Below are 24,796 nucleotides of genomic sequence, written 5' to 3' on the forward strand. Positions count from 1 at the left end.
CAATTGTTTGTTGAAAGGTAGTTTTTAACAGTGAATTTTGTTGAGATTCTGATTTGATTTTTGAATTCTGAATTTGGAATTTTGGGATTTTCCGCGTATTTTTATAATTTTATGTATAATTTATCTTACAAAAATACTGAAAAAAAACAAAAAATCCTGAAATCTATATAAATTCATGGTTTCATCTATCCACTTCAGGCTACAACACTTTAGAATGATTCATTGAAAAGTCGAGCCGATGGGATGTACAGCGATTTTTTTGTGTGAATACTCCCAAAGGACGACTTTTCTAATTCTCTGTTTGGAGAATTAAATAAATAGGCCACAGGGTGTAACAGTAGAGAATCTAAAGTAAACATCAAGGAGTTTGATATGAACAAAGGTGAATTAGTTGATGCCGTATCTGAAAAGGCAAGTGTAACTAAGAAACAAGCCGATGCTGTGTTAACTGCCGCTTTGGAAACGATTATCGAAGCTGTGTCTTCTGGCGATAAAGTAACACTAGTGGGATTTGGGTCTTTTGAATCACGTGAACGCAAGGCTCGTGAAGGTCGTAACCCCAAAACCAACGAAAAGATGGAAATTCCTGCCACCAGGGTTCCAGCTTTTTCTGCTGGTAAGCTCTTTAGAGAAAAGGTTGCACCCCCAAAAGAACCAAAAGAATAAATAACCTTTTAGAGGACCTTTTATTGATGCGGCAACCAGTTCACGGGGGAAATTTAGCCTGGGCGGCAGCAGCAGCTGGCTGTCCACCTGAAACTATTCTGGATTTTTCTGCCAGCATCAGCCCATTGGGGCCACCAAATAGTGCGATCGCGGCTATTCATTCGCAGCTTAGTAATCTTAGGCACTATCCAGAACCAGATTACAATGAACTGAGACTTGCTCTAGGTTGCTTTCATAAAGTACCAACTGAATGGATTTTGCCGGGGAATGGTTCAGCAGAATTACTTACTTTAGCAGGTAGAGACTTAGCAAAGTTATCGGCAACAGCGTTAATTACTCCAGCCTTTGGCGATTATTACCGCACACTAAGGGCATACAACGCTAAAATTCTGGAGTTTCCCCTTTCTTTGAGGAGTGGGGACTGGGGGTTGGGAAGTAGAATTGACAAGTTTATTTCCTTATCCCCAGGAGCAAATTCTGGATTATTGCTGAATAACCCTCACAATCCCACGGGCAGGTTATTCTCCCGAAAGGACATTTTGCCTTGTTTAGAGCAATACGCCTTGGTAGTGGTGGATGAGGCGTTTATGGATTTTCTGCCTCCTGATGAAGAACAAAGCCTGATTGGGGTGGTACAAGAATATCCAAATTTAGTAGTATTGCGATCGCTAACGAAATTTTACAGTCTCCCGGGACTGAGATTAGGATATGCGATCGCACACCCTGAGCGTCTTTTGCAGTGGCAAACATGGCGCGATCCTTGGCCAGTGAACACCTTAGCGGCGGCGGCGGCGGTTGCGGCTATCCAAGATCAGGAATTTCAAGAGCTGACCTGGAAATGGCTAGCACCGGCAAGAAACCAACTTTTTCAAGATTTAGCCTCCATTCCAGGTTTACAGCCTTTAGCAAGCGCTGCCAACTTCTTACTAGTGAAATCAGAACGGTCAAGTTTGCAGTTACAGCAACAACTACTCCAGCATCACCAAATCTTAATTCGTGACTGCCTGAGTTTCAAAGAATTAGGCCATGGCTTTTTCCGGGTTGCTGTTCGTTGTCAGTCTGATAATCAACGTTTGTCAAAAGCGTTATATTCAATAACTGTTGACCCATGACTAATGACCCATGACTAATGACAATTGATTATGACTTAGTAATTATTGGTGGCAGTTTTGCCGGACGCTATGCAGCCCTGGTTGCAACCCAACTCAAAGCTACTGTTGCCTTGGTGGAGTCTGAAGTAAATTATGGATTTGCTCAACATCAGGCTGTCAGCGAAATCGGCAGAATTTTCCATAAAATTAATGATGTGGCTGGTTTGGGTATTCACACCATACCAGCTAATACTACAGCTAAACCTCCCCAGCCATTAGACAAATGTGAACCATCCGTGGTGTGGCCACAAGCTCATCTGTACACTCAGGAAGTTGTCTCCCACATTGCAGAACAAAATTCTCCCGCCAATTTAGCGGCGCTGGGTGTTGATGTGATCTTTGGCAGTGGACAATTTCAATCTTTACCCCATTTAGCTTTTGCTGTAAATCAACGCTTTTTACGGGGGCGTAGCTATTTACTAGCCAGTGGTTCTGTTCCCTCCATTCCTGAAATTGAAGGATTACAAACCATTGGCTATTTAACTTTATCTAATATTTGGCAGTCTCTCAAGCAACCAAATTTACCTAAAAATTGGGTAATTATTGGTGGTGTTCCCCAAGGTATTGAAGTAGCTCAAACTCTGGCGCAGTTGGGTTGTAGTGTGACTTTGGCGATGAAGTCTGCATCTATTCTGCCCTTAGCTGACTCAGAGATAGCCTATCTGCTGCAAGCACAGTTAGAAGCTAATGGTGTCCGTGTCCTCACCGAGAAACCAGTAACTCAAATCAAACTAATTGAGAATAAAAAATGGGTTCAGGCGGGAGATAAAGCAATTGAAGCTGATGAAATTTTACTAGCAACTGGACAGCAACCAAACGTTGAATTCCTTAACTTGCATGATGTAGGTGTAAAATGGCGGCAGCGTCGCTTAGTTGTGAATAATAAATTACAAACAACTAACCACCGTATTTATGCTTGTGGTGATGTCATTGGTGGTTATGATTTTACCAATGTGGCTAATTATGAAGCTAGAATCGCGGTGAAAAATGCTTTGTTTTTTCCCAGATTCTCAGTGAATTATCGCCCTATTCCTTGGGGGCTCAATTCTCACCCCTGTTTGGCAGAAGTTGGTTTGACAGAAGCCCAGGCAAAACGTCAATTTAGACGAAATGAAGTGTTAGTTTTGCGGCAATATTATAAATCAGTGGCAGCAGCACAGCTGAAGGACGAAATCACAGGTGTATGTAAGTTAATTGTCCTCCGCAACGGGGAAATTTTGGGCAGCTCAATATTGGGGGCGGAAGCAGCTGAGTTAATTAATTTCATTGCTTTGGCCATAGCTCAAAAAATTCGGGTTAAAGAATTAGCAAATTTATCTTTTGTTTATCCTAGTTTTTCTCAGATTATTGAAAGCACAGCGAAAGAGTGGGGTCAGCACAAGTTAGATAGTAATAATGCTTTACAAGATTTTCTAGAAGGTTTCTTTCATTTCCGTCGTGATTGGAATTTATGACTTATAAGTATTTGAATTAAAAAAAAGGTAACAAGCAGATCCCCGACTTTTCAAAGGATACAACTGGCTATTCAGGGGTATAACTTGCCACTCTAAGAATTGTAAAAGTTTGAGGACTAATCATGATCATGGGATCCCCTGCTGAAAACCCTGTTCTTTTGTTAAAATGTGACGACACATAAAAATAAGTTTTTGTGACCTCCTTCTGAAAAGTCACTAGGTCTAAAATAAATGCTTGTGGATCGGAATATAGCAATAGCTCTCATTGTGGTATTTACTTTATCGGGAGGCTGTTTAATTCATGTTACAAGGATCGATACAAATTACCTTAACCTTAGTAATAGTTATTGCCACAACTCCCGTATTGGGAAAGTACATAGCACGTGTTTTCATGGGAGAACAAACGCTACTTGATCCGATAATTAATCCTTTAGAAAGAGTAATTTATATCTTTAGTGGGGTAAGTCCCCAGGAGAACATGACAGGAAAGCAATATGCCAAGGCATTGCTATATAGCAATCTTGTCATGGGAATTTTGGTTTATTTAATTTTGATGTTGCAAAGATGGTTGCCACTAAATCCTACAGGATTAAATGCGCCTAGTTGGGATTTAGGACTGCATACTGCCATTTCTTTTATCACCAACACCAACCAACAGCATTACTCTGGTGAAACCACCTTAAGCTATGGCAGTCAAATCTTTGCTTTGGGTTTTGTCATGTTCACCTCAGCAGCAACGGGGTTATCAGTGAGTATAGCCTTTATTCGTGGTTTAACTGGCAGGCTGTTAGGCAATTTTTACAGTGACCTGATTAGGTCAATTACCCGAATGTTATTACCTATATGCATCATTGGGGGACTGTTATTGCTGTTAGCGGGTGTACCAGAAACCTTAGCACCGCCAGCAAAGGTGACCACCTTAGAAGGTGAAACACAAGTAATTGCCCGTGGACCCGTCGCTCACTACGAAATCATCAAAGAACTAGGAGAAAATGGTGGCGGCTTCTTTGGTAGTAATTCAGCGCATCCCTTTGAAAATCCCAGCGGTTTCTCTAACTTATTAGAAACGTGGGCGATGATTTCTATTCCCTCGGCACTGATTTACGCCTACGGTGTGTTCACCAATAACCGTAAGCAAGCATGGCTAGTATTTGCCATGGTGTTGATAATTTTTGTCTTTTTAGTAGTTATTACCGCAGTAGGAGAGTTTCAAGGTAACCCTCTAGTTAATCGCCTCTTAGGAGAACAGCAACCTAACCTAGAAGGAAAAGAAGTCCGATTTGGGTGGGGGCAAACAGCACTTTGGGCAGTGATGACCACAGCGACAATGTGTGGTGCTGTGAACGGAATGCAGGATTCCTTAATGCCTCCAGGCGGTTTTGCGACTTTATTTAATATGTTTTTGCAAATCATTTGGGGAGGTCAGGGAACGGGCACAGCTTTTCTTTTCATTTACTTAATTTTGGCAGTATTCCTCACCAGCTTAATGGTAGGACGAACACCAGAATTTTTGGGACGCAAAATCGAGAAAAAAGAAATCCTCCTCGCCAGCGTCATTTTATTAGTTCATCCCTTTGCCATTCTCATTCCTTCGGCGGTGGTCTTTGCTTTTCCTGATGCTCTTTCAGGTATTAGTAATCCCGGTTTTCATGGCGTTTCCCAGGTGGTTTACGAATACGCTTCCGCCGCAGCTAACAACGGTTCTGGTTTGGAAGGTTTAAATGATAACACCCTGTGGTGGAACCTCAGCGCCGCAGCCAGCATTTTAGCAGGGCGTTACATCCCCATAATTGCATTGCTACTGCTGGCAGATAGTATGTCACGCAAACAAGCAGTACCTATCACCGTCGGGACCCTCAGAACCGATACCAAACTGTTCACGGGAGTTACAGGTAGTGTGATTTTAATTCTTGGTGCTCTCACCTTTTTCCCCGTACTAATATTGGGCCCCATAGCAGAAGCATTTCAACTTGCCGCCAAAAGATAGAAACTTTTTCTTCTGTGTGACTTTGCGCCTTGGCCTGACAAAAAATCTCATTCATCCACCCCAAAATGGAAACAACTACCAAACCGCGAAGAAAACGCAAACGTAAACCCCAAGTCCAACTAACCAGACTTTATACCAACGCATTTAAACAAGCCTTTGTCAAACTGCACCCACGTAACATGATTAAAAATCCAGTCATGTTTGTAGTTTGGTTAGGCACTATCATCACGGCACTGATGACAATTGCGCCCAACTTATTTGGCCCAACACCAGGGGAAAATCCGCGATTATTCAACGGACTAATCACTCTGATTTTATTCTTAACCCTTGTCTTTGCCAACTTTGCCGAAGCGGTAGCCCAAGGTAGAGGTAAAGCTCAAGCAGATGCATTGAGATCCGCAAAATCTGATGTCACAGCCAAAAAAATTCTCCCCGATGGTTCTCTGCAACAAGTAAGTTCCACAGCCTTACGTCGTGGTGACACAATTAAGGTAACTGCTGGTGATGTTATACCTGCCGATGGCGAAGTAATTAGAGGTGTGGCTTCGGTTGATGAATCAGCAATTACAGGTGAATCAGCACCAGTATTAAAAGAACCCGGTACAGACATTGCTAGTTCAGTAACAGGAGGAACCCGCATCACTTCCGATGAGCTGATCATTAGGGTAACTGCCGACCCCGGACAAGGTTTTCTAGATCGGATGATTGGTTTAGTAGAAGGTGCTTCCCGCACTAAAGCACCCAATGAAATTGCCTTGACAGTATTGCTGGCAGTTATGACGCAGATATTTTTAGTTGTAATTGCCACACTACCCACAATATCTTCCTACGTTAAATCACCTATAAGTATTGCTGTACTCATCGCCTTACTAGTAGCATTAATTCCCACCACCATCGGCGGATTATTAAGTGCTATTGGCATTGCAGGGATGGATAGAGTGGCTCAGTTTAATGTTATTGCTACTTCAGGACGGGCGGTGGAAGCCTGCGGGGATATTAACACCCTGATTTTAGACAAAACAGGTACGATTACCTTAGGAAATCGTTTGGCAGAAGAATTTATCCCGGTCAACGGCCATTCCATTACAGATGTAGCACAAGTTGCCCTGGCATCTAGTATTTTTGATGAAACACCAGAAGGTAAATCCATTGTCAAACTGGCAGAGGGATTAGGGGCAAAATTAGATTTTGACACCGGACAAGCTGAAGGTATCGAATTTTCTGCAAAAACTCGCATGAGCGGGACTAACTTATCTAATGGCGTAGAAATTCGTAAAGGCGCTGTAAATGCCATTAAAGGATTTGTGCGTTCTCGGAATGGACATTTAACACCTGAACTTGATAATACTTTTGAACGAATTTCCCAATTAGGTGGTACTCCCTTAGCAGTATGCAAAAATAATCAAATTTACGGTGTAATTTATCTCAAAGACATTATTAAACCGGGTATTCGAGTGCGGTTTGACCAAATGCGACGCATGGGAATTAAAACCATCATGTTGACAGGAGATAACCGCGTTACTGCATCTGTAATTGCTGCAGAAGCAGGAGTTGATGACTTTATTGCGGAAGCTACACCCGAAGACAAAATAGCAGTAATTCAAGCTGAACAAGCCCAAGGAAAACTTGTGGCCATGACAGGAGATGGCACCAATGATGCCCCAGCCCTGGCTCAAGCAAACGTAGGTGTGGCCATGAACACAGGTACTCAAGCAGCTAAAGAAGCTGCTAACATGGTAGACCTAGATTCCGACCCCACGAAGTTAATTGATATTGTTACTATCGGTAAACAATTGCTGATTACCCGTGGCGCACTCACCACCTTTTCTATTGCCAACGATATCGCCAAATACTTCGCCATCCTTCCTGCTATCTTCGCTGGTATTGGTCTTGGGGCAATTAACATTATGAATTTAGCAAGTACACAGTCCGCCATTTTATCAGCCTTAATTTATAACGCCTTAATTATTCCCGCACTCATCCCCCTAGCACTAACTGGGGTAAAGTTCAGACCGCTTACCGCTAATCAACTATTACGACGTAACATATTCATTTACGGGTTTGGCGGAGTGATTGCTCCTTTTATTGCCATTAAACTCATAGACATTTTGATCACAGCTGTCGGACTAGCTTGACTACTCCCCGCTCCTTTGTCTTTTATGATGAAAAACTTACTTCTTGCCTTTTTTCTCACAGTTGTCCTCAACCTATTCTTACTACAAACTGTATACGCAGTCACATCTGACCAAATATCACGGGCTGCATCTTACCCCATCGCTCTTTTAGCACTCGCCACTATAGGCGTAAGCCTGTATTTATTCGTTGTCATTTTTCAACCGGAGAAATTCTGATGAGCCAATTGAATAAAGTCATTGGTTCTACCTTAGCTTTGTGCATATTAACGGCCTTTCCCTATCCATTATTTATCCTGATTTGTGGACAGATATTTTTTCCCTTTCATGCCAATGGTAGCTTAATCACCAACAATCAAGGCACGGTGGTCGGTTCAGCCTTAATTGGTCAACCTTTTGCCAGCGATCGCTATTTTCAAAGTCGCCCTAGTGTTATTGACTACAGCACTCCTTTAGAAGTTTATCCCACAGGTGAGTCAGGATCCAGTAACCTAGCACCCAGTAACCCTCTACTTTTAGAACGTATTCAGGGGCAAATCACACGACTGCAACAAGCCAATACTCACCCTAGTGCTGACTTAGTTTATACATCTCCCTCTGGTTTAGATCCACATATTAGCCTGGAGTCAGCCCAAGCACAAATATCACCCATTGCTGCTGTTCAGAATTTAGATACCCAACGAATTCAAACCTTAATATCTCAGAACACTGAGGGGAGATTTTTCGGTATCCTCGGTGAACCTGGAGTTAATATTCTCCGGCTCAATTTAACTTTAGATGCTTTAGAGGCTGCAACTTAACTCATTGAGAAAGTCAATAATTTATGTTTTATTCCTCTGATAATATTTATATTCTCCCTTCCCGACGCGGGAAACATAAGATTTTTATCGGTATGGCTCCCGGTGTCGGTAAAACTTACAAAATGCTGGAAGAAGCCCATGAACTCAAACAAGATGGAATTGACGTAGTTATCGGTATATTAGAAACTCATGGACGCAAAGAGACAGCTATGAAAGCTGCTGGAATAGAACTAATTCCCCAAAAAGCGTGTATCCATCACAATGTAACCTTACAAGAAATGGACACGGACGCAATTCTGCAACGTTCTCCGCAACTGGTGCTAGTGGATGAACTCGCTCATACCAATGTTCCCGGTTCTCCACGAGAAAAACGCTATCAAGATGTAGAAGCAATTTTAGCCGCCGGAATTGATGTTTATTCCACTGTTAATATTCAACACCTGGAAAGTTTAAACGACTTAGTAGCAAGAATTACAGGTGTTGTAGTGCGAGAGCGCATTCCTGATTATCTACTAGATGAAGCTGATGCTGTGATTGTTATTGATGTTACCCCAGAAACTTTAGAGGAGCGTTTGCAAGAAGGCAAAATTTACGCACCTGAAAAAATTGAGCAATCTTTGAAAAACTTTTTTCAGCGTGGTAATTTAATTGCTTTAAGGGAACTAGCATTAAGAGAAGTGGCAGATACAATTGAGGAAGAAGCAAACAGTGCTAACTTGGCTAGACAGCATTGCACTATTCACGAACAAGTTTTAGTCTGTGTATCTACTTATCCTGATTCAGTGCAATTATTACGCCGGGGCGCACGCATTGCTAACTATATGAATGCGCGACTGTATGCTGTGTTTGTGGGAAATCCTGAACGATTCTTGACTAAAGAAGAAAGTTTACACATCGATACATGTGAAAAATTATGCCGAGATTTTGGAGGAGAATTTTTACATTATAAAAGTCAAAACGTGGCTAACACAATTGCTCAAGTTGCCATAGATCATCACATCACTCAAATTATTGTTGGTGAAAGCCAGCAGCCCTCATGGAAAAGATGGCTCAAAGTTTCTTTCACGCAACGATTAATGAACTTAATCAGGCATAAAAAAATAGATTTACATATTATCTCTACGGATAAATGATTGCAGAAACTTGCCAAAGAGCGAAAGACAAGTTTACTTAGGGCGCTCACTATTGCGTTTTAAATTCTTTTCTGTTAACGATATGCTACCAATTCCTTGGAGGATACCGCGACCGATTAAACCTAAACCCCGACCAACTATTTTGGTGAGTAGAAAAACAATACCGCTACCGACAATAGATAATAAGGATTGTAAACGCGGAGCGATGGCATCTCGAAATTCTAGTATGAGTGTGACTAATAGGGGAATGCCAGAAAGTTCTGCTAATTCCTGGTTACGAGGAGCGTAAATTGATGTTTTGGCAATACCACGGGGTGCTAAGACAAATAGCTCATAGCTACTTTCAAATATTTCTTTCGGTTCATTGATGTACTTATTGAAACGGTATTTCCATGACAAATCATTGCGAAAACGTTCTATTTCTCGTGTAGAAATTAATCGGCGGTCATAATATTTGTGTTTAATTTCTTCCACATCTGCTAAAGAGTTAAGCAATGGTTGTACTACAGCATTAGCTACCTGAATCAATAAATTTTCTAAAATTATTAATGCTTGGGACTGAGCTTCAGCAGTACCGACGGCATAGGATCTGTTATCAATTTGCAAATCTGTCTGGAATACCAAATAAGAAAATAATTCTACAACTAGGGGAATTTTATTGATAATTTCTGTTTGTACACCCCGATAATTTTTCAGGAGTAATTTAACAACTTCTATGTTTTGTTTATCTACCTGCACTTGAGAAAATTTACCAAAGAAATCTGTAATTGCTGCTTGCCATAAATCATATAAAATGGTGTCTTTTAAGGTTTCTAGTTGAGCAATTATGATTTTATGGACACTCAGTTCATCAAGTCTTTGAGCTAGTTTTTGCAGAATTAAATAGAGTAATTCTCGTTTTTTATCTTCACTAAAAATGTCAATTTCTAAAGGTATTTCTGTAATATTTTGTAAAGATAATTGTAACTTATTCACACAGATGGAGAATAAATCAGATTGTAGCGATCGCGGACTAAGTAGAGGGGGGGAAATGGGCTGCTTTTGTAATTCTAATGGCATGATGGCACTACTTAAATCCGGACTGAGAAGCTGTTTTTGAGTAGAGGAAACTAATGGTTGTGGCTGTTCCTGTTGTCGTTCCTGTGGTGAAACTAATAACCGAGCGAGTAGCCAACGTGCTGCTAATAGTTCTCGTCGTTGTCCAGCGAGAACGGCTCGGTCTATTAGTGGTAATCCGGGGGTTTGTAATTGATCTGTAACTAAAGCTAAAGTTTCGTCAATGTAGCCAACACCTGAGAAATACCAATTTTTACGCATCCTAGCCAGGGGAAGACGAGGTGATGGGCTAGTGGGGTGATGGGAACTTGTATCTCGGCTTGTCTGTGTGGGTAACCAATAAGAAACACCGTCTGCTACTTGTTGCATAGCAGCGACTAATTGGGGAATGGGAGTGCCTTTAGGACAGTAGCCATTAACACCAACAGCTTGGACAGCTAACAGTAGTCCTGGATCTTGAACAGAACTGAGTAGCAAAATTGGTAGTTGGGGATATTGGATTTTAAGTTGTTGAGAAAGTTGTAATCCTTGTTGTTGACTGACAATGGAGCGACTATTACCTAATTCTAAAACCACCAAATTTACTTGGTTGGGGTCTTGTTTAGCAAGTTCTGCTAGTATCTGTAAGGCTTTCGTATCTGTTTCTGCTTCTGCTATTACTTCGATGTTAGGAATTGCTGACAATCCCACCCTTAATCCTAGGCGAAATATGGGGTCTTGGTCAATCAATAATAATTTTAGGGGTCTGTCACTCATAGTCTCAACAAGTACATCAGGACTGTTTTTTCACTGTCACAAAACAGTTTTAATGCTCAGTTTAGTCCCCCCTCATTGTCACATCTTCCCCTGGGAAACTTCTGGCGTAGCGGAAGGTTTCCAAAATCACCTTTGGGTTTTTTCCTTGCTAAGATTCGAGTGGTAGCACGTTTCATCCGAGTACATACTGGGTGGGCAGGAATTGACGTGAGCGCTCAGTCTAAAGCTTGGGTGGCGTAGCCATGTGCTGCCCACTTCACAAGGTTTATCATATTACAGAGATTTTGTATACAAATTCTCTAAATTGCATCTAATAAATCTCGACATTTTTGGTGGGACATATGTCATCATTAGGGTTTTTCTTGATGATTACGATAACCATAAAAGTTGATACTGTATTCAGTAATCCGCACTCCTGTCTTTTCTTCAACCTGACGAATGAATTCTTGAGGTAGTTCTATGTGAATATCAAGCAGTTGATTAGTATCAATACAGTTGACATGACTATGGGAATCACTGATATTACCGTACAAACGCCCGTCACAGCGTTCAATACACTCAATGATCCCCTGACTTGATAAGGCGTCTAAATTTTGATATACAGAAGTGTGACCAATATCTTTACCTTGCTGGATCAGGCGATCATAAATTTCTTTAGCTGAAAGATGTTCCTTGGCTTGCCACAGCAATTCTAGAATAAAGCGACGCTGACGGCTAACGCGCATCCCCAGGAGTTGACACCGCTCCAGAGCGTCTTCTAGGGAACGAATTGGTTTTGTTGTAGATATGGATTGATTTTGCATAGTTAAGTTGGTTAACTATTAGGGGGATTAATTGGCTCTTTTGATATGCAAGAATATTACACGAGTTATTTTCTCCTCACCTGTGTTGCCGCAGAATTTACAGTTGAAAGGGATGATTGTGTTTTGCTGATTAGCATTTCCTTGACTACACAATCATCTTAAACAAAGTCATTACAACTTTAACTTAAAAGTATGGCAAATGTCCATCTTTAGGCAGGTGTGATGTCTGCAAAATTAGGCTGACACAAATACAACAAAGAATTAACAGCTTGTAAATGTGGCATCAAACTCTGAAAGCTGGTACTGTGGATTCTCGATCCCACTGTTAACCATCAAGAAATTTGTTCCTGAATCAATGACAATTACGATTACAATCGACAGTGATTGCGTTAATCATCTGGATATTTCACCTGCCTTAAAGGTGATTGATCCGCTCCTACGAGAAAATGCGATTGCCTTTGGTACTTCCCTTGGCTCAATCGCATCTTACGAACAACAGTTGCACTTTGATATCCAATATGGTTTAGAACTAGGCGATCCCCGTGAATTGTCAGAAATTCCTGAATTAAGGCTATGGTTTGTGCGTTTGGATGCCAAATATCCCTGGTTGCCATTTTTACTCAATTGGAAATCTGGGGAATTATCTCGCTATGCAGCCATGCTTGTACCACACGAATTTAGTGCAAAACAAGGTATCAAATATAACCCTGAAGCTTTAGAAATATTTCTTATGCATAAAGTTTTTACATTAAGTGATTGGCTGAAGCAACAAGGTCTACCTAGTCAATCGCGGTTAAAGTCTATGGCGCAAATACTCGGTTATGATTTAGTAGATAGCTTTTTTGAAATATTTTCTTGACATTTATCATGGTTGAATGAAACAGGGAATCAATTCCCTGTTTCATGGCTAGAATGTTGTGTTTGTGATTCTCACCCATGTATATACATTATTAAATTGCTAATCAATCTAGAGTGCCATTACGGGCAAAAAGTTCAATGGCTTCACTTCTGGTCAAATTATTGTGGGCTGCCAATTCTGCCAGGTTTTGCCAAGCTGTGTCAGTGAGTCGGATAGACCTGAGATGTTTTGGCTCGTGACCATAGTCCATTTTAAATTTACCTGACGCGGTACGCTTGCGCCTGGGAGATTTTTCCTTTGTACCTGAATACTGATTGACAGTTCGATTTTTGAGAATCTGATTACTGGTGAGTAAATTAATGAGTTGATCAATGAGGCGATGGCGCTCTATCGGTATCAACTGGTGACCATGTAGCATATACTGAGTAATGGTGAAATGAACTAATGTTCCCATAAAAACACGTGCAGCTACTTCTGGGTCAGGTAGTTGTAGTTCTGGGTGGTCCGTAAAATATTGCTTGATAACTTCCAAACCTGGTTTGTGTATGTTACGCAAAAACTCTTGGGCCAGTAAAGGAAAACGTCCAGACTCACCGATAATTACTCTGACTAAATTTAGAATTTCCTGTTGTTCAGTCATCCGTGCCAACAAGTTGGTTGCTAAACGCCGTAAAACAATTTGAGGCTCTCCTTCCAGGAAGTGCGGGTTTTGGGGACTAAATACTGCCTGATAATTTTCCTGGGCTAATCGCGAAATCAGGGCAATAAATAATCTTTCTTTATCTTGAAAGTAGCTGTAGACCGTTGTTTTCGATACTCCTGCTGCTGCTGTCACCTTATCCATTGTTGTCGCAGCATAGCCATGTGCTAAAAACTCTTGCATGGCACCAGCGAGAATTGCATCAACTTTTCCTGGTGAAAGCGAACGCTCCACCTGATTACTTTCTGTGTGTTTTTTTTTCATATTTAGATTTGTGAACTCTTGACATTATTAGAATGAACAGTTTAGTTTTATTACATAACAACTAAACTAAATAGTTTACTCATACGTAAATAAGGGGCTTATGGTACCTGATAGCACAGCTAAAGCTTCTGCATTATTTAAGCCTAGCTCTCGCCAATTGATTATGTTGGCAGTAGCTACAAGTTTGGCCATCGCCGGGGCAAAAAGTTACAAATTTTGGCAATCACAAGTAACACAGACAGATCCAACCGCCGAAGTGACCATACCCGAAATTAAAACCGTCACTGCTTTGGGGAGATTAGAACCGAAAGGAAAAGTGATTAAACTTTCTGCACCGTCATCCGGTCAAGGTATTCGGGTAGAAAACCTCTTGGTCAAGGAAGGAGATCAGGTTAAAGCAGGGCAGTCCATCGCTATTTTAGATAATCGCGATGGTTTACAAGCAGCATTGGAAGAAGCCGAAGCAGCCATAAAAGTAGCAAAGATCAATCTAGAAAAAATCCAGGCTGGTGCAAAAGTGGGCGAAATAGAAGCGCAAAAAGCCGAAGTATCGCGGATTCAAGCACAGACTCTGGGAGAGGAAAGGCAACAAAGAGAAACAGTCACCAGGTTAGAGGTACAGTGGCAAGCAGAGAAAACAGCACAACAAGCCACAGTTAAAAAACTAGAAGCAGAACTCAAAAATGCCCAGGCAGAATTTCAACGCTATGAGGGGCTGTACTCTCAAGGGGCAATTTCCCAGTCATTATTTGACAGTAAAGGCCTGAATGTAGATATTACCAGCCAGCAGTTGAGTGAAGCTAGGGCCATACTCAATCGCATTGATGGTACTGGTCGCCAACAAATCAGCGAAGCCAAGACGGTGCTAGCTCGAATTCAAGCAACTGGAAAGCAACAAGCTAATGGCGCAGCCGCTACTTTAGACCGTATTACCGAAGTTCGTCCTGTAGATGTGGCCGGGGCCAAAGCAGAAGTGAACCGCGCCATGGCAGCCGGGAAACAGGCAAAGGCTAACTTAGATCAAGCTTACATCATATCCCCCCAAGATGGTGTGATATTCCACATTCATACGCGAGCAGGTGAAATAGTATCTAATCAAGGCATTGTCGAGATTGGACAAACCAAGCAGATGTATGCAGTTGTGGAAATTTATCAAAGCGATGTTAACAAAGTAAAACCTCAACAACGCGTGCGAATATCAAGTAATTCCGTACCAGGTGAATTACTGGGAACAATAGATTGGGTCGGCTGGAAAGTGCAACGGCAAAGTATTATTAATAGCGACCCTGCTGAGAATATTGACTCCAGAGTAGTGGAAGCTCATGTGCAGCTAGATGAAGCATCCAGCCAGAAAGCCGCTAAATTTACCAATTTACAAGTTAAGGCGGTAATTGAACTGTGATGGAATTAATCAAAGAACTACAACGGCGAACACCTTTAGGATGGCTACAACTTAGCCATCACACAAGTCGTTTGTTTGTCGCTTTAGCAGGTATTGCTTTTGCAGATGTGCTGATGTTTATGCAGCTTGGCTTTCAAAATGCTCTATACGACAGTAACACCACCTTAAATCGGGCTGTGCTGGCAGATATTATCTTCATGAGTCCTCAAAGCCGCAACATGCAAAGTATGTCTACTTTTTCACGGCGGCGATTATTTCAAGCTGCTGATGTGCCAGGGGTAAAATCAGCTACAGCCATGTATATCGGTTTAATTACTTGGAAAAATCCCCAAACACGCCGCAAAACCACAGTACAAGCCATAGGTGTAACTCCTGATGAGCCAGTTTTGGATTTACCAGAGTTAAATGCTCAATTAGATCAGATTAAACTACCAAATTTCTTTATTTTTGACCGTGGAGCCAGAGGTGAATACCAAGAAGTATTTCGGCAAATAGACGCAGGTCAAACTGTATCTACAGAAATAGATAAACAGACTATTACCATTAGTGGCACATTTAAATTAGGCGCATCCTTTGGTGCTGACGGCACATTGATTTCCAGTAATGAAAATTTTTTACGGCTACTTCCCCAACGACAAGCAGGAAGTATCAGCTTGGGCTTGATTAATGTTGAACCAGGTTATGATCCCCAGCAGGTAGCGGCAGTATTAAAATTGCACTTGCAGAATAATCAAGATGTCAAAGTGTTGACACGGGAGGAATTTATCAAATTTGAGGAAAACTACTGGAAAGCAGAAAGTCCCATCGGTTTTATTTTCACTTTGGGTGTAGCTATGGGATTTATTGTCGGTGTGATTATTGTTTATCAAGTGCTTTCTACTGACGTGAATGCTCACTTGAAAGAATATGCCACCTTCAAAGCAATGGGTTATCGCAATTCATACTTGTTAGGTGTAATTTTTGAAGAAGCAATTATCTTAGCTTTATTGGGTTTTATTCCAGGATTTATTGTGTCTTTGGGACTTTATCGCTTGGCTCGCAATGCTACAAATTTACCGATATATATGACTTTGGCTAGGCCAGTGTTTGTGTTATTACTGACAATTGTAATGTGTAGTATTTCGGGAATAATAGCTACTCAAAGATTACAATCTGCTGACCCGGCGGATATGTTTTAGCGGATGTTGACCAATGACCAATAACTAATGAATTTTGCCATGGTTCCAGTGATTTCTATTCAGAATCTTGATCATTACTTTGGTGGTGGTCAACTGAGTAAGCAGGTTTTATTCAATATCAATCTCACAATTAATGCTGGTGAGATTGTGATTATGACTGGCCCTTCTGGCTCTGGTAAAACTACACTCCTAACTTTAGTGGGAGGGTTGCGTTCTGTGCAATCTGGTAGTTTGCAAGTTTTAGGACGAGAACTCTGTGGTGCTACTTCCGAAGAGTTAATACAAAGCCGACGCAGTAATGGTTATATTTTTCAAGCTCATAATTTACATGGTAGTTTAACAGCACTCCAGAATGTACGGATGGGTTTGGAAGTGCAACCCAAAATTTCCTCTCAGCAAATGCTCAAGCAATCACAAGAGATACTAGAGGCGGTGGGTTTGGGTCATCGCCTGCATTATTATCCAGATAATTTATCTGGTGGACAAAAACAACGGGTAGCGATCGCGCGTGCGTTAGTGAGTCAGCCTAAAATTGTCTTAGCTGATGAACCCACGGCTGCACTCGATAAACAATCGGGGCGTGACGTTGTGGACATTATGCAGAAATTAGCGAAAGAGCAAAGCTCTACAATTTTACTTGTGACCCATGACAACCGGATTTTAGATATTGCTGACCGTGTTATCTGTATGGAAGATGGTCATCTACTCAGAGATGGTGTAAGTACTTTAACTAGTGGTTAGTGCTGAGTGTTTTTGACTAAGCAACTCAAGTGCTATTTTAACGTGAGTTCCACAAATGATGTTTTGACCTCACCCCAGATATTCTCTTGACTAAGGGAAGTCAAACCTTCATTTTTCCCTTGCTTGTTCTCGCTTTTGAGGAGACAAAGATGGAGAGGTTCATCGAACAGATGTTATTTGATCTCAGCACTCAGCACTCACCGAAGGAACCACTGGTTTAACCTCCCCAAATTTTCTCCAAAACTAAATCCGGTGAAATATCAGCTATTACACCTGTGGGTGATTTAATAGCCAGAAACTTATCGCTTCTTGGCAACAATTGGGCTGGACTTGTGGGCCCAAATAGGGCAATGGTATAGGTTTGCACTGCTACACTTAGGTGAAGTAGCGGATCATCGGGAGACAACATTAAACTTGCTCCACCAATCATGGCGGCTAACTTGCCTACGTTATTAGGAAAAGTCACCTTGATAGTGGGAATTCTCTCTAATAGCGACCGCCCAAATTGCTGATTTTCAGATCCTTGAATGACTACTACAGGCAAATCCGGCTGCTTGTTTTGACATTCCTGAATGATTTGCTGCCAATTGTTTACAGGGTAAAGTTGGTCTGAACCTGGTTGAGATATCTCACTAGAACCAGTATTAACCAATATGTAGCCTGTTTCATTTACCCCCAAGCGATTTTGTTCATTTTGTGACCACTCAATATCTGATTTTGGTATATTGACTGCTAACTCCGGGCAAGGGGTTTTAATGCCGAAGGCTTGCAACAACTCGTGGTACACTGCCGCGACATACTGATTTGGTTGATAAGGCACAGAATTGGTGAGAAAAACTGCTCCTGGTCCTTGATAGCCAATGCGGATAGGAATCCCCGTAAGCCAGAGTAAAAGACCCATTAACCAGGTTTGTCCCACACTGATAACGACATCATACTCGCGGTCACGAATCATGCCCACGAAATTCATCCAATCTGCTAAACTGTTGCGGTCTCTATAATCAAAGGTCAGTACATCATTAACTGACTTACTCACCCGATAGGCAGCCTTTGACCGGGGTTCAACAACGACATCTAACTGAGCATTAGGGTAATAACGCTTCCAATCGTCTAGAGTCGGAAACAAAAAAATTTGGTCGCCAATTCCACCAGGGACAAGGGCTACTACTCGCATAATATTTATTAACGCGTACTCGCTCCCTATTTTAGGGGAATATAGGTATGAGAAATTAGTTATTGGTCATTGGTCCTTAGTTATTAATTTGTTGAGGTTTTTTGTGCATTTACTCATTCCATCGGCGGGAACCGGCAAAAGAATGGGAGGAACCCGGAATAAACTCCTCCTGGAGGTGCGATCGCAACCCATTATTGCTTGGACTCTTAAAGCTGGGGCCGCGGCTAGTGCAATCGAGTGGATAGGAATTATTTCTCAACCCATTGATTGGCCAGAGTTAAAGGCGATTCTTGCCAACCTGAATGTAAATAAACCAGTGGAATTTATTATCGGTGGTTCCACACGTCAAGAATCGGTTTACAATGGCTTGCAAGCGCTACCATCTGGGGCAGAGCAGGTATTAATTCACGATGGCGCTCGGTGTCTAGTGACACCAGATTTACTCAACTCCTGTGCCGCAGCTATCCGCCAATGTTCTGGTTTAATAGCGGCTGTACCCGTGAAAGATACGATCAAAGTTGTTGATGATCATGGCATCATTAAAAGTACACCCGACCGACGGCAATTGTGGGCAGCACAAACTCCTCAAGGATTTAATGTTAAGTTATTGAAACAGTGCCACGTTGAAGGTGTTCGTCAGGGTTGGGAAGTGACTGATGATGCTGCTTTATTTGAAAGATGCGGCATTCAAGTCAGAATTGTTCCCGGAGAAGAAACAAATTTGAAAGTTACCACTCCTCAAGACTTAGCGATCGCTGAATTTATTCTCAGCAACCGAGAAGGAGTGTCAAATCACCTCACCCAATGACCAATGAGTGCAGCAACTAAGATAGAAGCGATTCTTTATTTAAAGGGTAAGCCCTTGTCCATCAGTGAAATTGCTGAGTATGCCCGGTGCGATCGTGCCACAGTTGAAGAAGGCATAATGGAACTGATGGATAACTATGCTCACAGAGATAGCGCCTTAGAAGTGGTAGAAACCTCCAACGGTTACAGTTTGCAACTGCGCTCTGATTTTCATGACTTGGTACAAGAGCTGATTCCTGTAGAACTAGGAACAGGGGCATTGCGAACTTTAGCGGCCATTGCTTTAAATAACCCCATACTTCAAAGCGACTTAATTGATCTGCGCGGTTCAGGAGTATATCAACATGTCCCTGAACTAGTAGAACTAGGTTTTGTACGGAAACGCCGAGATCATGACTCTCGCTCGTATGTGCTACAAGTAACACCGAAATTTTACCAGTATTTCCAAATTGAACATTTGCCCCAACTATTACAAGATAGGCAACAGCAAGAACAATTAGAACTAGACCTCACACTGAAAAAAGAGGTAAAACCTGGTGTTGAAAAAACACATTAAAAAAAGTTTTTGATACGGAATTGCTATATTGTAGTAGTGGTGAGGGCTTTCATTGATGAAAGTCCAAGACTATGACAATAGAGAATGCACTACCCTGACACTATAGTTTAGAGTAGAATCAGCAACTAAGCTAAAATTTGCCAATGGTGTTTGACCCTGACTTTTTAAATGACAACTCCGAGGAAAACCCCAATCAGATTCTGAACGACCATTTTGAGGAAAATCCTAATCAGTTACTCAAATATTTACAGCATCAGCCCCCTGAAGTTCTAGCCCGTGTCGCTCAGTCCGTAAGCCCAGAAATTAAACACATAATTTCGCAAAACGTCCAAGGGCTAGTGGGAATGCTCCCCGCAGAGAACTTCAACGTGCAAATTACGACGGATAGGGATAACTTAGCAGGGCTGTTAGCATCGGCGATGATGACAGGATACTTCCTCCGCCAGATGGAGCAAAGGATGCAGTTGGAACATTTGTCTAATAGTTAATAAACACTCCCACACTTAGAATTTGCTCAAGTGTGGGGAGAAAGACAATTCTTAACCCCAAAATCTAGCTAAATTAGCTCAATAGGGGTTAAGTCACCATCAAGTTTTCAAGGTGAAGGATCTGGATAAACAGCAACTACGCTATCTCATTGTCCAGCATCATCAATAACTGTGCTGTATTGCAACCTACATATGAATACTGATAATAAAATATGTTTTTGTGGTTTGGCATAAGTACTGCTCGTAACCCGACTTTTTTGAGAACTCGGGTATGTGTTGTTCCTCTCCTCAACTGCATAAAATTCAGTGATCATGGTTGGAATAGGAAGTTGATCGTACTTTCAAAGTTTTAATTTGACCATTGCGGTTAACTTCAATTTCCAGGATATCGCCAACGATGCTGGATTCAATCTGCTTCTGGACTAGAGCGGCTGTTTTGGCCGGTTTACCATTGATTTTTTGAATCACGTCTCCGGGAAGCAGCCCAGATTCCTCTGCTGGTGAGTTCTCTATAATTTCGGAGATCACCACACCTGTTCTTTGCTCAATGTTGGGTTTTTTTTGTTGATTCAGCTTTTGTGTTGTGGTAGGAGATAAATCTGTCATTTCAATCCCTAAAAAAGGATGTTCTGCACGCCCTTTAGTAAATAGTTCATTAGCAATACGAATAGCAGTTTCAATAGGAATAGCAAAACCTAATCCTTGAGCATCAGCGCGAATAGCAGTGTTAATACCAATAACTTCACCTTGGGCATTTAACAAAGGGCCGCCGGAGTTACCAGGGTTAATGGCTGCATCAGTTTGAATAAAACTGACCCGCTTATCTGGGACACCAACTTGGGCACTGGTACGACCAGTAGCGCTAATAATGCCGATGGTGACAGTATTATCCAAACCCAAAGGATTGCCAATAGCGATCGCCCACTGTCCTGGGACTAGATTTTGCGAATTGCCTAATTTAACTGTGGGCAATTTAGTTTCAGGGATTTTCACCACTGCGACATCTGTAACTGAATCAACTCCCACTACTCGCCCTTGAAAAGTTCGACCATCTTTGAGAGTGACTTGCACAGTATCTGTATCTGCCACCACGTGAGCATTAGTCAATAATTGCCCATTTTCGCTTAAAATGAAACCTGAACCCGTACCGCGTTCAATCCGTTCTTTGGGTATTGGTTGCTCATCCTCCCCAAAAAATCGGCGCAAAATAGGATTTTTCAAGGCATCAGAGATGGGATTGGCAACTTTACGGGTAGCATTAATCCGTACCACTGCCGGTCCGACTTTTTGCACTGCCGAGGCAATAAAATTGAGTTGGTCAGCCCCAGTGGCGCCAACAGATCCACTAACAGAATTAGGAACCAGAGATACTGGAGGCAAAGCTACCGTTACATTTCTTAGTTCTTGAAACGAGGGATTGTACGGCAAAAGGTAACGACTGCCTAACAAACCTGCACCACCACCAATTGCCAGTAGAGATAGGTAAATAGACAGTTGCTTTAACGGTAAATTCATAGTCATTACGTTTAGACACAGCAGTGCAGTTGCTAATTCCTAAGTGTAATCAAGCAACAGTCAGGTGGACAGATAAATTTATAGATAAAAAGACAATTTTATATCTTGCACCCGGCAATGGAAATTGGAATCATCTGAACCTGTATCTACATCGCCACAACATGATTCCCCAACTAAAATCGAAAGTTAGCGCTCTGTTGACTTTGATCTATGACTTTTACTTATCGTCTACTTTTGCTGTGTAGCCTGGTTGGTGCTGTGGGTTTAACATCCACGCCGCTCAACTCAAACAGCGCTCATGCAGCAGCCAACTGTCCCACTCCAGCTTTATCCCGCTTCCAACGGCATAAAGTTAATCGTGGAGAAACTTTAGAGAGCATTGCAAAGCGTTACAATCTCACACCGACAACGCTAATTAACATGAATCCTGCTGTGACAAACGGAAATGTGATTGTTGGTGGTGATCTGCAAATTCCTCCCTACAATGGCATTGTCGTACAAGTACCTAGCGGACAAACTTGGCGAGAAGTAGCAAAACAATATCAAGTTCGTGCTGATGCACTGTTTGAAATCAATGGTTGTCAACCAAACCCCAGAATTGTCTTTGTTCCAGAGGTCAATGGGTCACAAAACCGCCCCTCAACGGAGTCTCCCATCTCTGCTGATACCCAAGCTATATCTATTACTGGCTATCCCTTGCGGTGGTCGGCAACTGTGGCACTTCCTTATGGGTGGCAAATTCACCCTACCACTGGTGAAGTGTTTTTCCATAGTGGTGTGGATTTTTTAACCTCTGTGGGTAGTCCTGTACAAGCGATCGCTCCGGGAACTGTGGTATTTGCTCAACCACAGGGTACTTATGGACAGTTAGTCATCATTAACCACAGTGGCGGTCTACAAAGCCGTTACGCCCATCTAAATGAAATTAATGTTTCTGTTGGTCAAAAAGTTAATCAAGGTGACTTGCTGGGAACTGTGGGTACTACTGGAGAGCCTACCGTAACTCAGCCACACCTCCATTTTGAAATGCGTTCTAGCTCGGATTTGGGTTGGGCGGCTGAAGACCCTAAAGGTTATTTGCAACAATGAGATTTTTCAACGCAAATGAGGGCAAAGAAAGGTGCGCTGAGGAAGTTTAAGGAAAAGATGGGATTGGTTGACTGTATTTGATGATGTGCATTCCAGCTGCAGCAAATTTTTTAAATGCTGTATATGCTTATCAACAAATAGGCTGAAAACCCTCGAGGTTAAGTTTTGGAGCTGGACGGAAAAACTTAGCCGTCCTTCAGGTAAGGGATAAAAGCCAGTTGAGGCGTAAACGCTTCAGTCATTGATGGGAGCATCAAATTCTAAAAGTTGTTGAACTAGGCGTGTGTTTTTTTCCCAAGAGGATTTTAGTCAAAGTCCGTGAGAACTTCAAGACCGAGAACTCAATAGTTTTCGGTTAACGGATGATTACCTTTTGTGCATGATTTTGACGAGGGATACTGTCGAAAAATATGACTTCTTCTATTAGCGATCGTTGCTCAAAACCTTCTCACAATCCTGGGGAAGGTGATAGACATCTGGACAAATCAAATACGCCTCCTCAGTGAACCTTAGGAGAGACTTTTTATAGAACCTCTCTACATTCTTTGTCTAAGATGCCTGTTCACCTTGCTTAATTTAATTTTTCATCCTCTGTTTTGCTTTCTCTTCGTCCAAAAAGACTCTGAGTGTGGCAATCTGAAAGACGGAGACTTTCAATCTAATATTTTAGCCACAGCAAATTTACCTAATTAGGTTATGCAAACTTTGCCCAATCCTACAACCGTTAATACCACAGCAAATCAATCTATCTTTGATACCCAAATTAAGCGGCGTAAAACCCGACCTGTAAAGGTGGGGAATGTCACCATTGGGAGTAACTACCCCGTGGTGGTGCAGTCGATGATTAATGAGGATACCCTTGATGTTGATGGTTCTGTAGCAGCTATTCGTCGTCTACACGAAATTGGCTGTGAAATTGTTCGCGTTACAGTGCCAAGTATGGCTCACGCCAAAGTGATCGGGGAGATTAAACAAAAATTAATTAAGACTTACCAAGATGTGCCAATTGTCGCTGATGTGCATCACAATGGCATGAAAATTGCCCTGGAAGTTGCCAAGCACATTGAAAAAGTGCGGATTAATCCGGGGTTGTACGTGTTTGAGAAACCAAACCCGAATAGAACCGAATATACCAAAAGCGAATTTGATGAAATTGGTGACAAAATCCGCGAAACTTTAGAACCTTTAGTGGTTTCCTTGCGAGATCAAGGGAAAGCCATGCGAATTGGGGTAAATCATGGTTCTCTCGCTGAAAGAATGCTATTTACCTACGGTGACACCCCGGAAGGCATGGTAGAATCTGCGTTAGAATTTATTCGCATTTGTGAATCCTTAGATTTCCACAACTTGGTCATTTCTATGAAAGCTTCACGAGTGCCTGTGATGCTGGCCGCCTATCGCCTCATGGCCAAGCGTATGGATGAATTGGGAATGGATTACCCTTTACACTTGGGGGTTACCGAAGCCGGTGATGGCGAATATGGACGCATTAAATCCACTGCGGGAATTGCCACATTACTGGCTGACGGTATTGGGGATACAATTCGTGTGTCACTCACCGAACCACCAGAAAAAGAAATTCCCGTGTGTTACAGCATTCTGCAAGCTTTAGGATTGCGGAAAACAATGGTTGAATATGTCGCTTGTCCTTCTTGTGGGCGTACTTTATTTAATTTAGAAGAAGTCTTACATAAAGTTCGAGAAGCCACCAAACACTTGACTGGCTTGGACATAGCCGTGATGGGTTGCATTGTCAACGGCCCCGGAGAAATGGCAGATGCCGACTATGGTTATGTTGGTAGAACACCTGGTTACATTTCTTTATATCGTGGTCGAGAAGAAATTAAAAAAGTCCCAGAAGCACAAGGAGTTGAGGAATTAATTAACTTGATTAAGGCAGATGGACGTTGGGTAGAACCTTAAAGGCAAAGTGGGGACTAGGAAGCAAGGAGAAAAAAACTTCTTAACTCTACTCCCCATTAGCCATTCCCCCGGATTGTCAAGTATTTTAATGAAATTAGTAACACATGCCTAGTCTGTACAATGTAACCCTGTGTTAGATTGGGCATACTGAAGATAAATTCT

22 protein-coding genes are annotated in these 24,796 nt (G+C 41.9%); 17 read left to right on the forward strand and 5 right to left on the reverse strand.

The genetic code is table 11. The features are described 5' to 3' along the window. Positions 1-372: 372 nt before the first annotated feature. From NWP25_RS18140 to NWP25_RS18175, 8 genes are all read left to right on the forward strand, one after another. A complete protein-coding gene (locus NWP25_RS18140) occupies positions 373-666 on the forward strand; it encodes an HU family DNA-binding protein (protein ID WP_200989291.1) in 294 nt (97 codons plus the stop codon). A gap of 26 nt (positions 667-692) precedes the next feature. Next, positions 693-1,778 carry a threonine-phosphate decarboxylase CobD gene (gene cobD, locus NWP25_RS18145; protein ID WP_280652050.1) on the forward strand — a complete coding sequence of 362 codons (1,086 nt, stop codon included), beginning with the start codon at positions 693-695 and terminating at the stop codon, positions 1,776-1,778. A 17-nt stretch (positions 1,779-1,795) separates the two neighbouring features. Continuing rightward, positions 1,796-3,271: a dihydrolipoyl dehydrogenase family protein gene (locus NWP25_RS18150; protein ID WP_280652049.1), complete on the forward strand. Its 1,476-nt coding sequence runs from the start codon at positions 1,796-1,798 to the stop codon at positions 3,269-3,271. Between the two features lie 301 nt (positions 3,272-3,572). Continuing rightward, the gene (gene kdpA / locus NWP25_RS18155; RefSeq protein ID WP_280652048.1) at positions 3,573-5,258 is read left to right on the forward strand and encodes a potassium-transporting ATPase subunit KdpA; all 1,686 of its coding nucleotides are present in this window, start codon (positions 3,573-3,575) and stop codon (positions 5,256-5,258) included. Positions 5,259-5,323: 65 nt separating this feature from the next. Continuing rightward, positions 5,324-7,393, forward strand: a complete 2,070-nt coding sequence (kdpB, locus tag NWP25_RS18160; RefSeq protein ID WP_280652047.1) for a potassium-transporting ATPase subunit KdpB — start codon at positions 5,324-5,326, stop codon at positions 7,391-7,393. A 24-nt stretch (positions 7,394-7,417) separates the two neighbouring features. Further along, positions 7,418-7,609: a potassium-transporting ATPase subunit F gene (locus NWP25_RS18165; protein WP_280657601.1), complete on the forward strand. Its 192-nt coding sequence runs from the start codon at positions 7,418-7,420 to the stop codon at positions 7,607-7,609. Further along, entirely contained in the window at positions 7,609-8,190 is a 582-nt protein-coding gene (gene kdpC / locus NWP25_RS18170) for a K(+)-transporting ATPase subunit C (protein ID WP_280652045.1), read from the forward strand. Before NWP25_RS18165 ends, kdpC begins: the two co-directional genes overlap by 1 nt. A 23-nt stretch (positions 8,191-8,213) precedes the next feature. Further along, positions 8,214-9,323: a sensor protein KdpD gene (locus tag NWP25_RS18175; protein ID WP_280652044.1), complete on the forward strand. Its 1,110-nt coding sequence runs from the start codon at positions 8,214-8,216 to the stop codon at positions 9,321-9,323. A gap of 33 nt (positions 9,324-9,356) precedes the next feature. Here the strand turns inward: NWP25_RS18175 and NWP25_RS18180 are convergent, their stop codons facing one another. Both NWP25_RS18180 and NWP25_RS18185 read right to left on the reverse strand, forming a co-directional pair. Next, the gene (locus NWP25_RS18180) at positions 9,357-11,135 is read right to left on the reverse strand and encodes a DUF3685 domain-containing protein (RefSeq protein ID WP_280652043.1); all 1,779 of its coding nucleotides are present in this window, start codon (positions 11,133-11,135) and stop codon (positions 9,357-9,359) included. 350 nt (positions 11,136-11,485) lie between these two features. Continuing rightward, positions 11,486-11,938 carry a Fur family transcriptional regulator gene (locus NWP25_RS18185; RefSeq protein WP_280652042.1) on the reverse strand — a complete coding sequence of 151 codons (453 nt, stop codon included), beginning with the start codon at positions 11,936-11,938 and terminating at the stop codon, positions 11,486-11,488. A 355-nt stretch (positions 11,939-12,293) separates the two neighbouring features. Here NWP25_RS18185 and NWP25_RS18190 point away from each other — a divergent pair, with 355 nt between their 5' ends. Further along, a complete protein-coding gene (locus tag NWP25_RS18190; RefSeq protein WP_280652041.1) occupies positions 12,294-12,797 on the forward strand; it encodes a CRR6 family NdhI maturation factor in 504 nt (167 codons plus the stop codon). Between the two features lie 103 nt (positions 12,798-12,900). Here the strand turns inward: NWP25_RS18190 and NWP25_RS18195 are convergent, their stop codons facing one another. Next, a complete protein-coding gene (locus NWP25_RS18195; RefSeq protein WP_280652040.1) occupies positions 12,901-13,761 on the reverse strand; it encodes a TetR/AcrR family transcriptional regulator in 861 nt (286 codons plus the stop codon). 100 nt (positions 13,762-13,861) lie between these two features. On the opposite strand from NWP25_RS18195, the gene NWP25_RS18200 reads away from it, so the two are divergent. The 3 genes from NWP25_RS18200 to NWP25_RS18210 are packed head-to-tail and all read left to right on the forward strand — an operon-like array spanning position 13,862 to position 17,082. Then, positions 13,862-15,163 carry an HlyD family efflux transporter periplasmic adaptor subunit gene (locus NWP25_RS18200; protein ID WP_280699932.1) on the forward strand — a complete coding sequence of 434 codons (1,302 nt, stop codon included), beginning with the start codon at positions 13,862-13,864 and terminating at the stop codon, positions 15,161-15,163. Beyond that, positions 15,163-16,341 carry an ABC transporter permease DevC gene (gene devC, locus NWP25_RS18205; RefSeq protein ID WP_374912544.1) on the forward strand — a complete coding sequence of 393 codons (1,179 nt, stop codon included), beginning with the start codon at positions 15,163-15,165 and terminating at the stop codon, positions 16,339-16,341. The genes NWP25_RS18200 and devC overlap by 1 nt, the downstream gene beginning before the upstream one ends. Before the next feature lie 27 nt (positions 16,342-16,368). Then, complete coding sequence (locus NWP25_RS18210; protein WP_280652037.1) at positions 16,369-17,082, forward strand: DevA family ABC transporter ATP-binding protein; 714 nt, start codon at positions 16,369-16,371, stop codon at positions 17,080-17,082. Between the two features lie 217 nt (positions 17,083-17,299). Here NWP25_RS18210 and NWP25_RS18215 read toward each other — a convergent pair whose 3' ends face one another. Next, positions 17,300-18,256 carry a glycosyltransferase family 9 protein gene (locus NWP25_RS18215; RefSeq protein ID WP_280652036.1) on the reverse strand — a complete coding sequence of 319 codons (957 nt, stop codon included), beginning with the start codon at positions 18,254-18,256 and terminating at the stop codon, positions 17,300-17,302. Positions 18,257-18,359: 103 nt separating this feature from the next. Between NWP25_RS18215 and ispD the strand changes: the two genes are divergently transcribed. The 3 genes from ispD to NWP25_RS18230 all read left to right on the forward strand — a co-directional run bounded on the left by ispD (position 18,360) and on the right by NWP25_RS18230 (position 20,107). Then, positions 18,360-19,064 (forward strand): 2-C-methyl-D-erythritol 4-phosphate cytidylyltransferase, encoded by a 705-nt coding sequence (gene ispD, locus NWP25_RS18220; RefSeq protein WP_280652035.1) that lies wholly within the window; start codon positions 18,360-18,362, stop codon positions 19,062-19,064. 3 nt (positions 19,065-19,067) lie between these two features. After that, positions 19,068-19,619: an SMC-Scp complex subunit ScpB gene (gene scpB, locus NWP25_RS18225; RefSeq protein ID WP_280652034.1), complete on the forward strand. Its 552-nt coding sequence runs from the start codon at positions 19,068-19,070 to the stop codon at positions 19,617-19,619. Between the two features lie 143 nt (positions 19,620-19,762). Continuing rightward, entirely contained in the window at positions 19,763-20,107 is a 345-nt protein-coding gene (locus tag NWP25_RS18230; RefSeq protein ID WP_280652033.1) for a DUF760 domain-containing protein, read from the forward strand. Between the two features lie 303 nt (positions 20,108-20,410). On the opposite strand, the gene NWP25_RS18235 is transcribed toward NWP25_RS18230, so the two are convergent. Next, entirely contained in the window at positions 20,411-21,622 is a 1,212-nt protein-coding gene (locus NWP25_RS18235; protein WP_280657597.1) for an HhoA/HhoB/HtrA family serine endopeptidase, read from the reverse strand. Positions 21,623-21,832: 210 nt separating this feature from the next. Between NWP25_RS18235 and NWP25_RS18240 the strand changes: the two genes are divergently transcribed. Beyond that, positions 21,833-22,711 (forward strand): LysM peptidoglycan-binding domain-containing M23 family metallopeptidase, encoded by an 879-nt coding sequence (locus NWP25_RS18240; RefSeq protein ID WP_280652031.1) that lies wholly within the window; start codon positions 21,833-21,835, stop codon positions 22,709-22,711. A gap of 696 nt (positions 22,712-23,407) precedes the next feature. Beyond that, complete coding sequence (gene ispG, locus NWP25_RS18245; protein WP_280652030.1) at positions 23,408-24,634, forward strand: (E)-4-hydroxy-3-methylbut-2-enyl-diphosphate synthase; 1,227 nt, start codon at positions 23,408-23,410, stop codon at positions 24,632-24,634. The last annotated feature ends 162 nt before the right edge of the window (positions 24,635-24,796 follow it).

Origin of the sequence: Umezakia ovalisporum Ak1311 (assembly GCF_029891685.1) — a bacterium.
GTDB lineage: Bacteria > Cyanobacteriota > Cyanobacteriia > Cyanobacteriales > Nostocaceae > Umezakia > Umezakia ovalisporum.

What these genes read in the sequence shown, in the direction of transcription:
- kdpC (WP_280652045.1), top strand. Translation starts at nt 7,609, where the DNA reads ATGAGCCAATTGAATAAAGTCATTGGTTCTACCTTAGCTTTGTGCATA.
- NWP25_RS18140 (WP_200989291.1), top strand. Translation starts at nt 373, where the DNA reads ATGAACAAAGGTGAATTAGTTGATGCCGTATCTGAAAAGGCAAGTGTA.
- NWP25_RS18150 (WP_280652049.1), top strand. Translation starts at nt 1,796, where the DNA reads ATGACAATTGATTATGACTTAGTAATTATTGGTGGCAGTTTTGCCGGA.
- ispG (WP_280652030.1), top strand. Translation starts at nt 23,408, where the DNA reads ATGCAAACTTTGCCCAATCCTACAACCGTTAATACCACAGCAAATCAA.
- NWP25_RS18185 (WP_280652042.1), bottom strand. Translation starts at nt 11,938, where the DNA reads ATGCAAAATCAATCCATATCTACAACAAAACCAATTCGTTCCCTAGAA.
- NWP25_RS18175 (WP_280652044.1), top strand. Translation starts at nt 8,214, where the DNA reads ATGTTTTATTCCTCTGATAATATTTATATTCTCCCTTCCCGACGCGGG.
- NWP25_RS18215 (WP_280652036.1), bottom strand. Translation starts at nt 18,256, where the DNA reads ATGCGAGTAGTAGCCCTTGTCCCTGGTGGAATTGGCGACCAAATTTTT.
- scpB (WP_280652034.1), top strand. Translation starts at nt 19,068, where the DNA reads ATGAGTGCAGCAACTAAGATAGAAGCGATTCTTTATTTAAAGGGTAAG.
- NWP25_RS18235 (WP_280657597.1), bottom strand. Translation starts at nt 21,622, where the DNA reads ATGAATTTACCGTTAAAGCAACTGTCTATTTACCTATCTCTACTGGCA.
- NWP25_RS18190 (WP_280652041.1), top strand. Translation starts at nt 12,294, where the DNA reads ATGACAATTACGATTACAATCGACAGTGATTGCGTTAATCATCTGGAT.
- kdpB (WP_280652047.1), top strand. Translation starts at nt 5,324, where the DNA reads ATGGAAACAACTACCAAACCGCGAAGAAAACGCAAACGTAAACCCCAA.
- NWP25_RS18165 (WP_280657601.1), top strand. Translation starts at nt 7,418, where the DNA reads ATGATGAAAAACTTACTTCTTGCCTTTTTTCTCACAGTTGTCCTCAAC.
- cobD (WP_280652050.1), top strand. Translation starts at nt 693, where the DNA reads ATGCGGCAACCAGTTCACGGGGGAAATTTAGCCTGGGCGGCAGCAGCA.
- NWP25_RS18240 (WP_280652031.1), top strand. Translation starts at nt 21,833, where the DNA reads ATGACTTTTACTTATCGTCTACTTTTGCTGTGTAGCCTGGTTGGTGCT.
- NWP25_RS18195 (WP_280652040.1), bottom strand. Translation starts at nt 13,761, where the DNA reads ATGAAAAAAAAACACACAGAAAGTAATCAGGTGGAGCGTTCGCTTTCA.
- NWP25_RS18230 (WP_280652033.1), top strand. Translation starts at nt 19,763, where the DNA reads ATGGTGTTTGACCCTGACTTTTTAAATGACAACTCCGAGGAAAACCCC.
- NWP25_RS18180 (WP_280652043.1), bottom strand. Translation starts at nt 11,135, where the DNA reads ATGAGTGACAGACCCCTAAAATTATTATTGATTGACCAAGACCCCATA.
- devC (WP_374912544.1), top strand. Translation starts at nt 15,163, where the DNA reads ATGGAATTAATCAAAGAACTACAACGGCGAACACCTTTAGGATGGCTA.
- kdpA (WP_280652048.1), top strand. Translation starts at nt 3,573, where the DNA reads ATGTTACAAGGATCGATACAAATTACCTTAACCTTAGTAATAGTTATT.
- NWP25_RS18210 (WP_280652037.1), top strand. Translation starts at nt 16,369, where the DNA reads ATGAATTTTGCCATGGTTCCAGTGATTTCTATTCAGAATCTTGATCAT.
- NWP25_RS18200 (WP_280699932.1), top strand. Translation starts at nt 13,862, where the DNA reads ATGGTACCTGATAGCACAGCTAAAGCTTCTGCATTATTTAAGCCTAGC.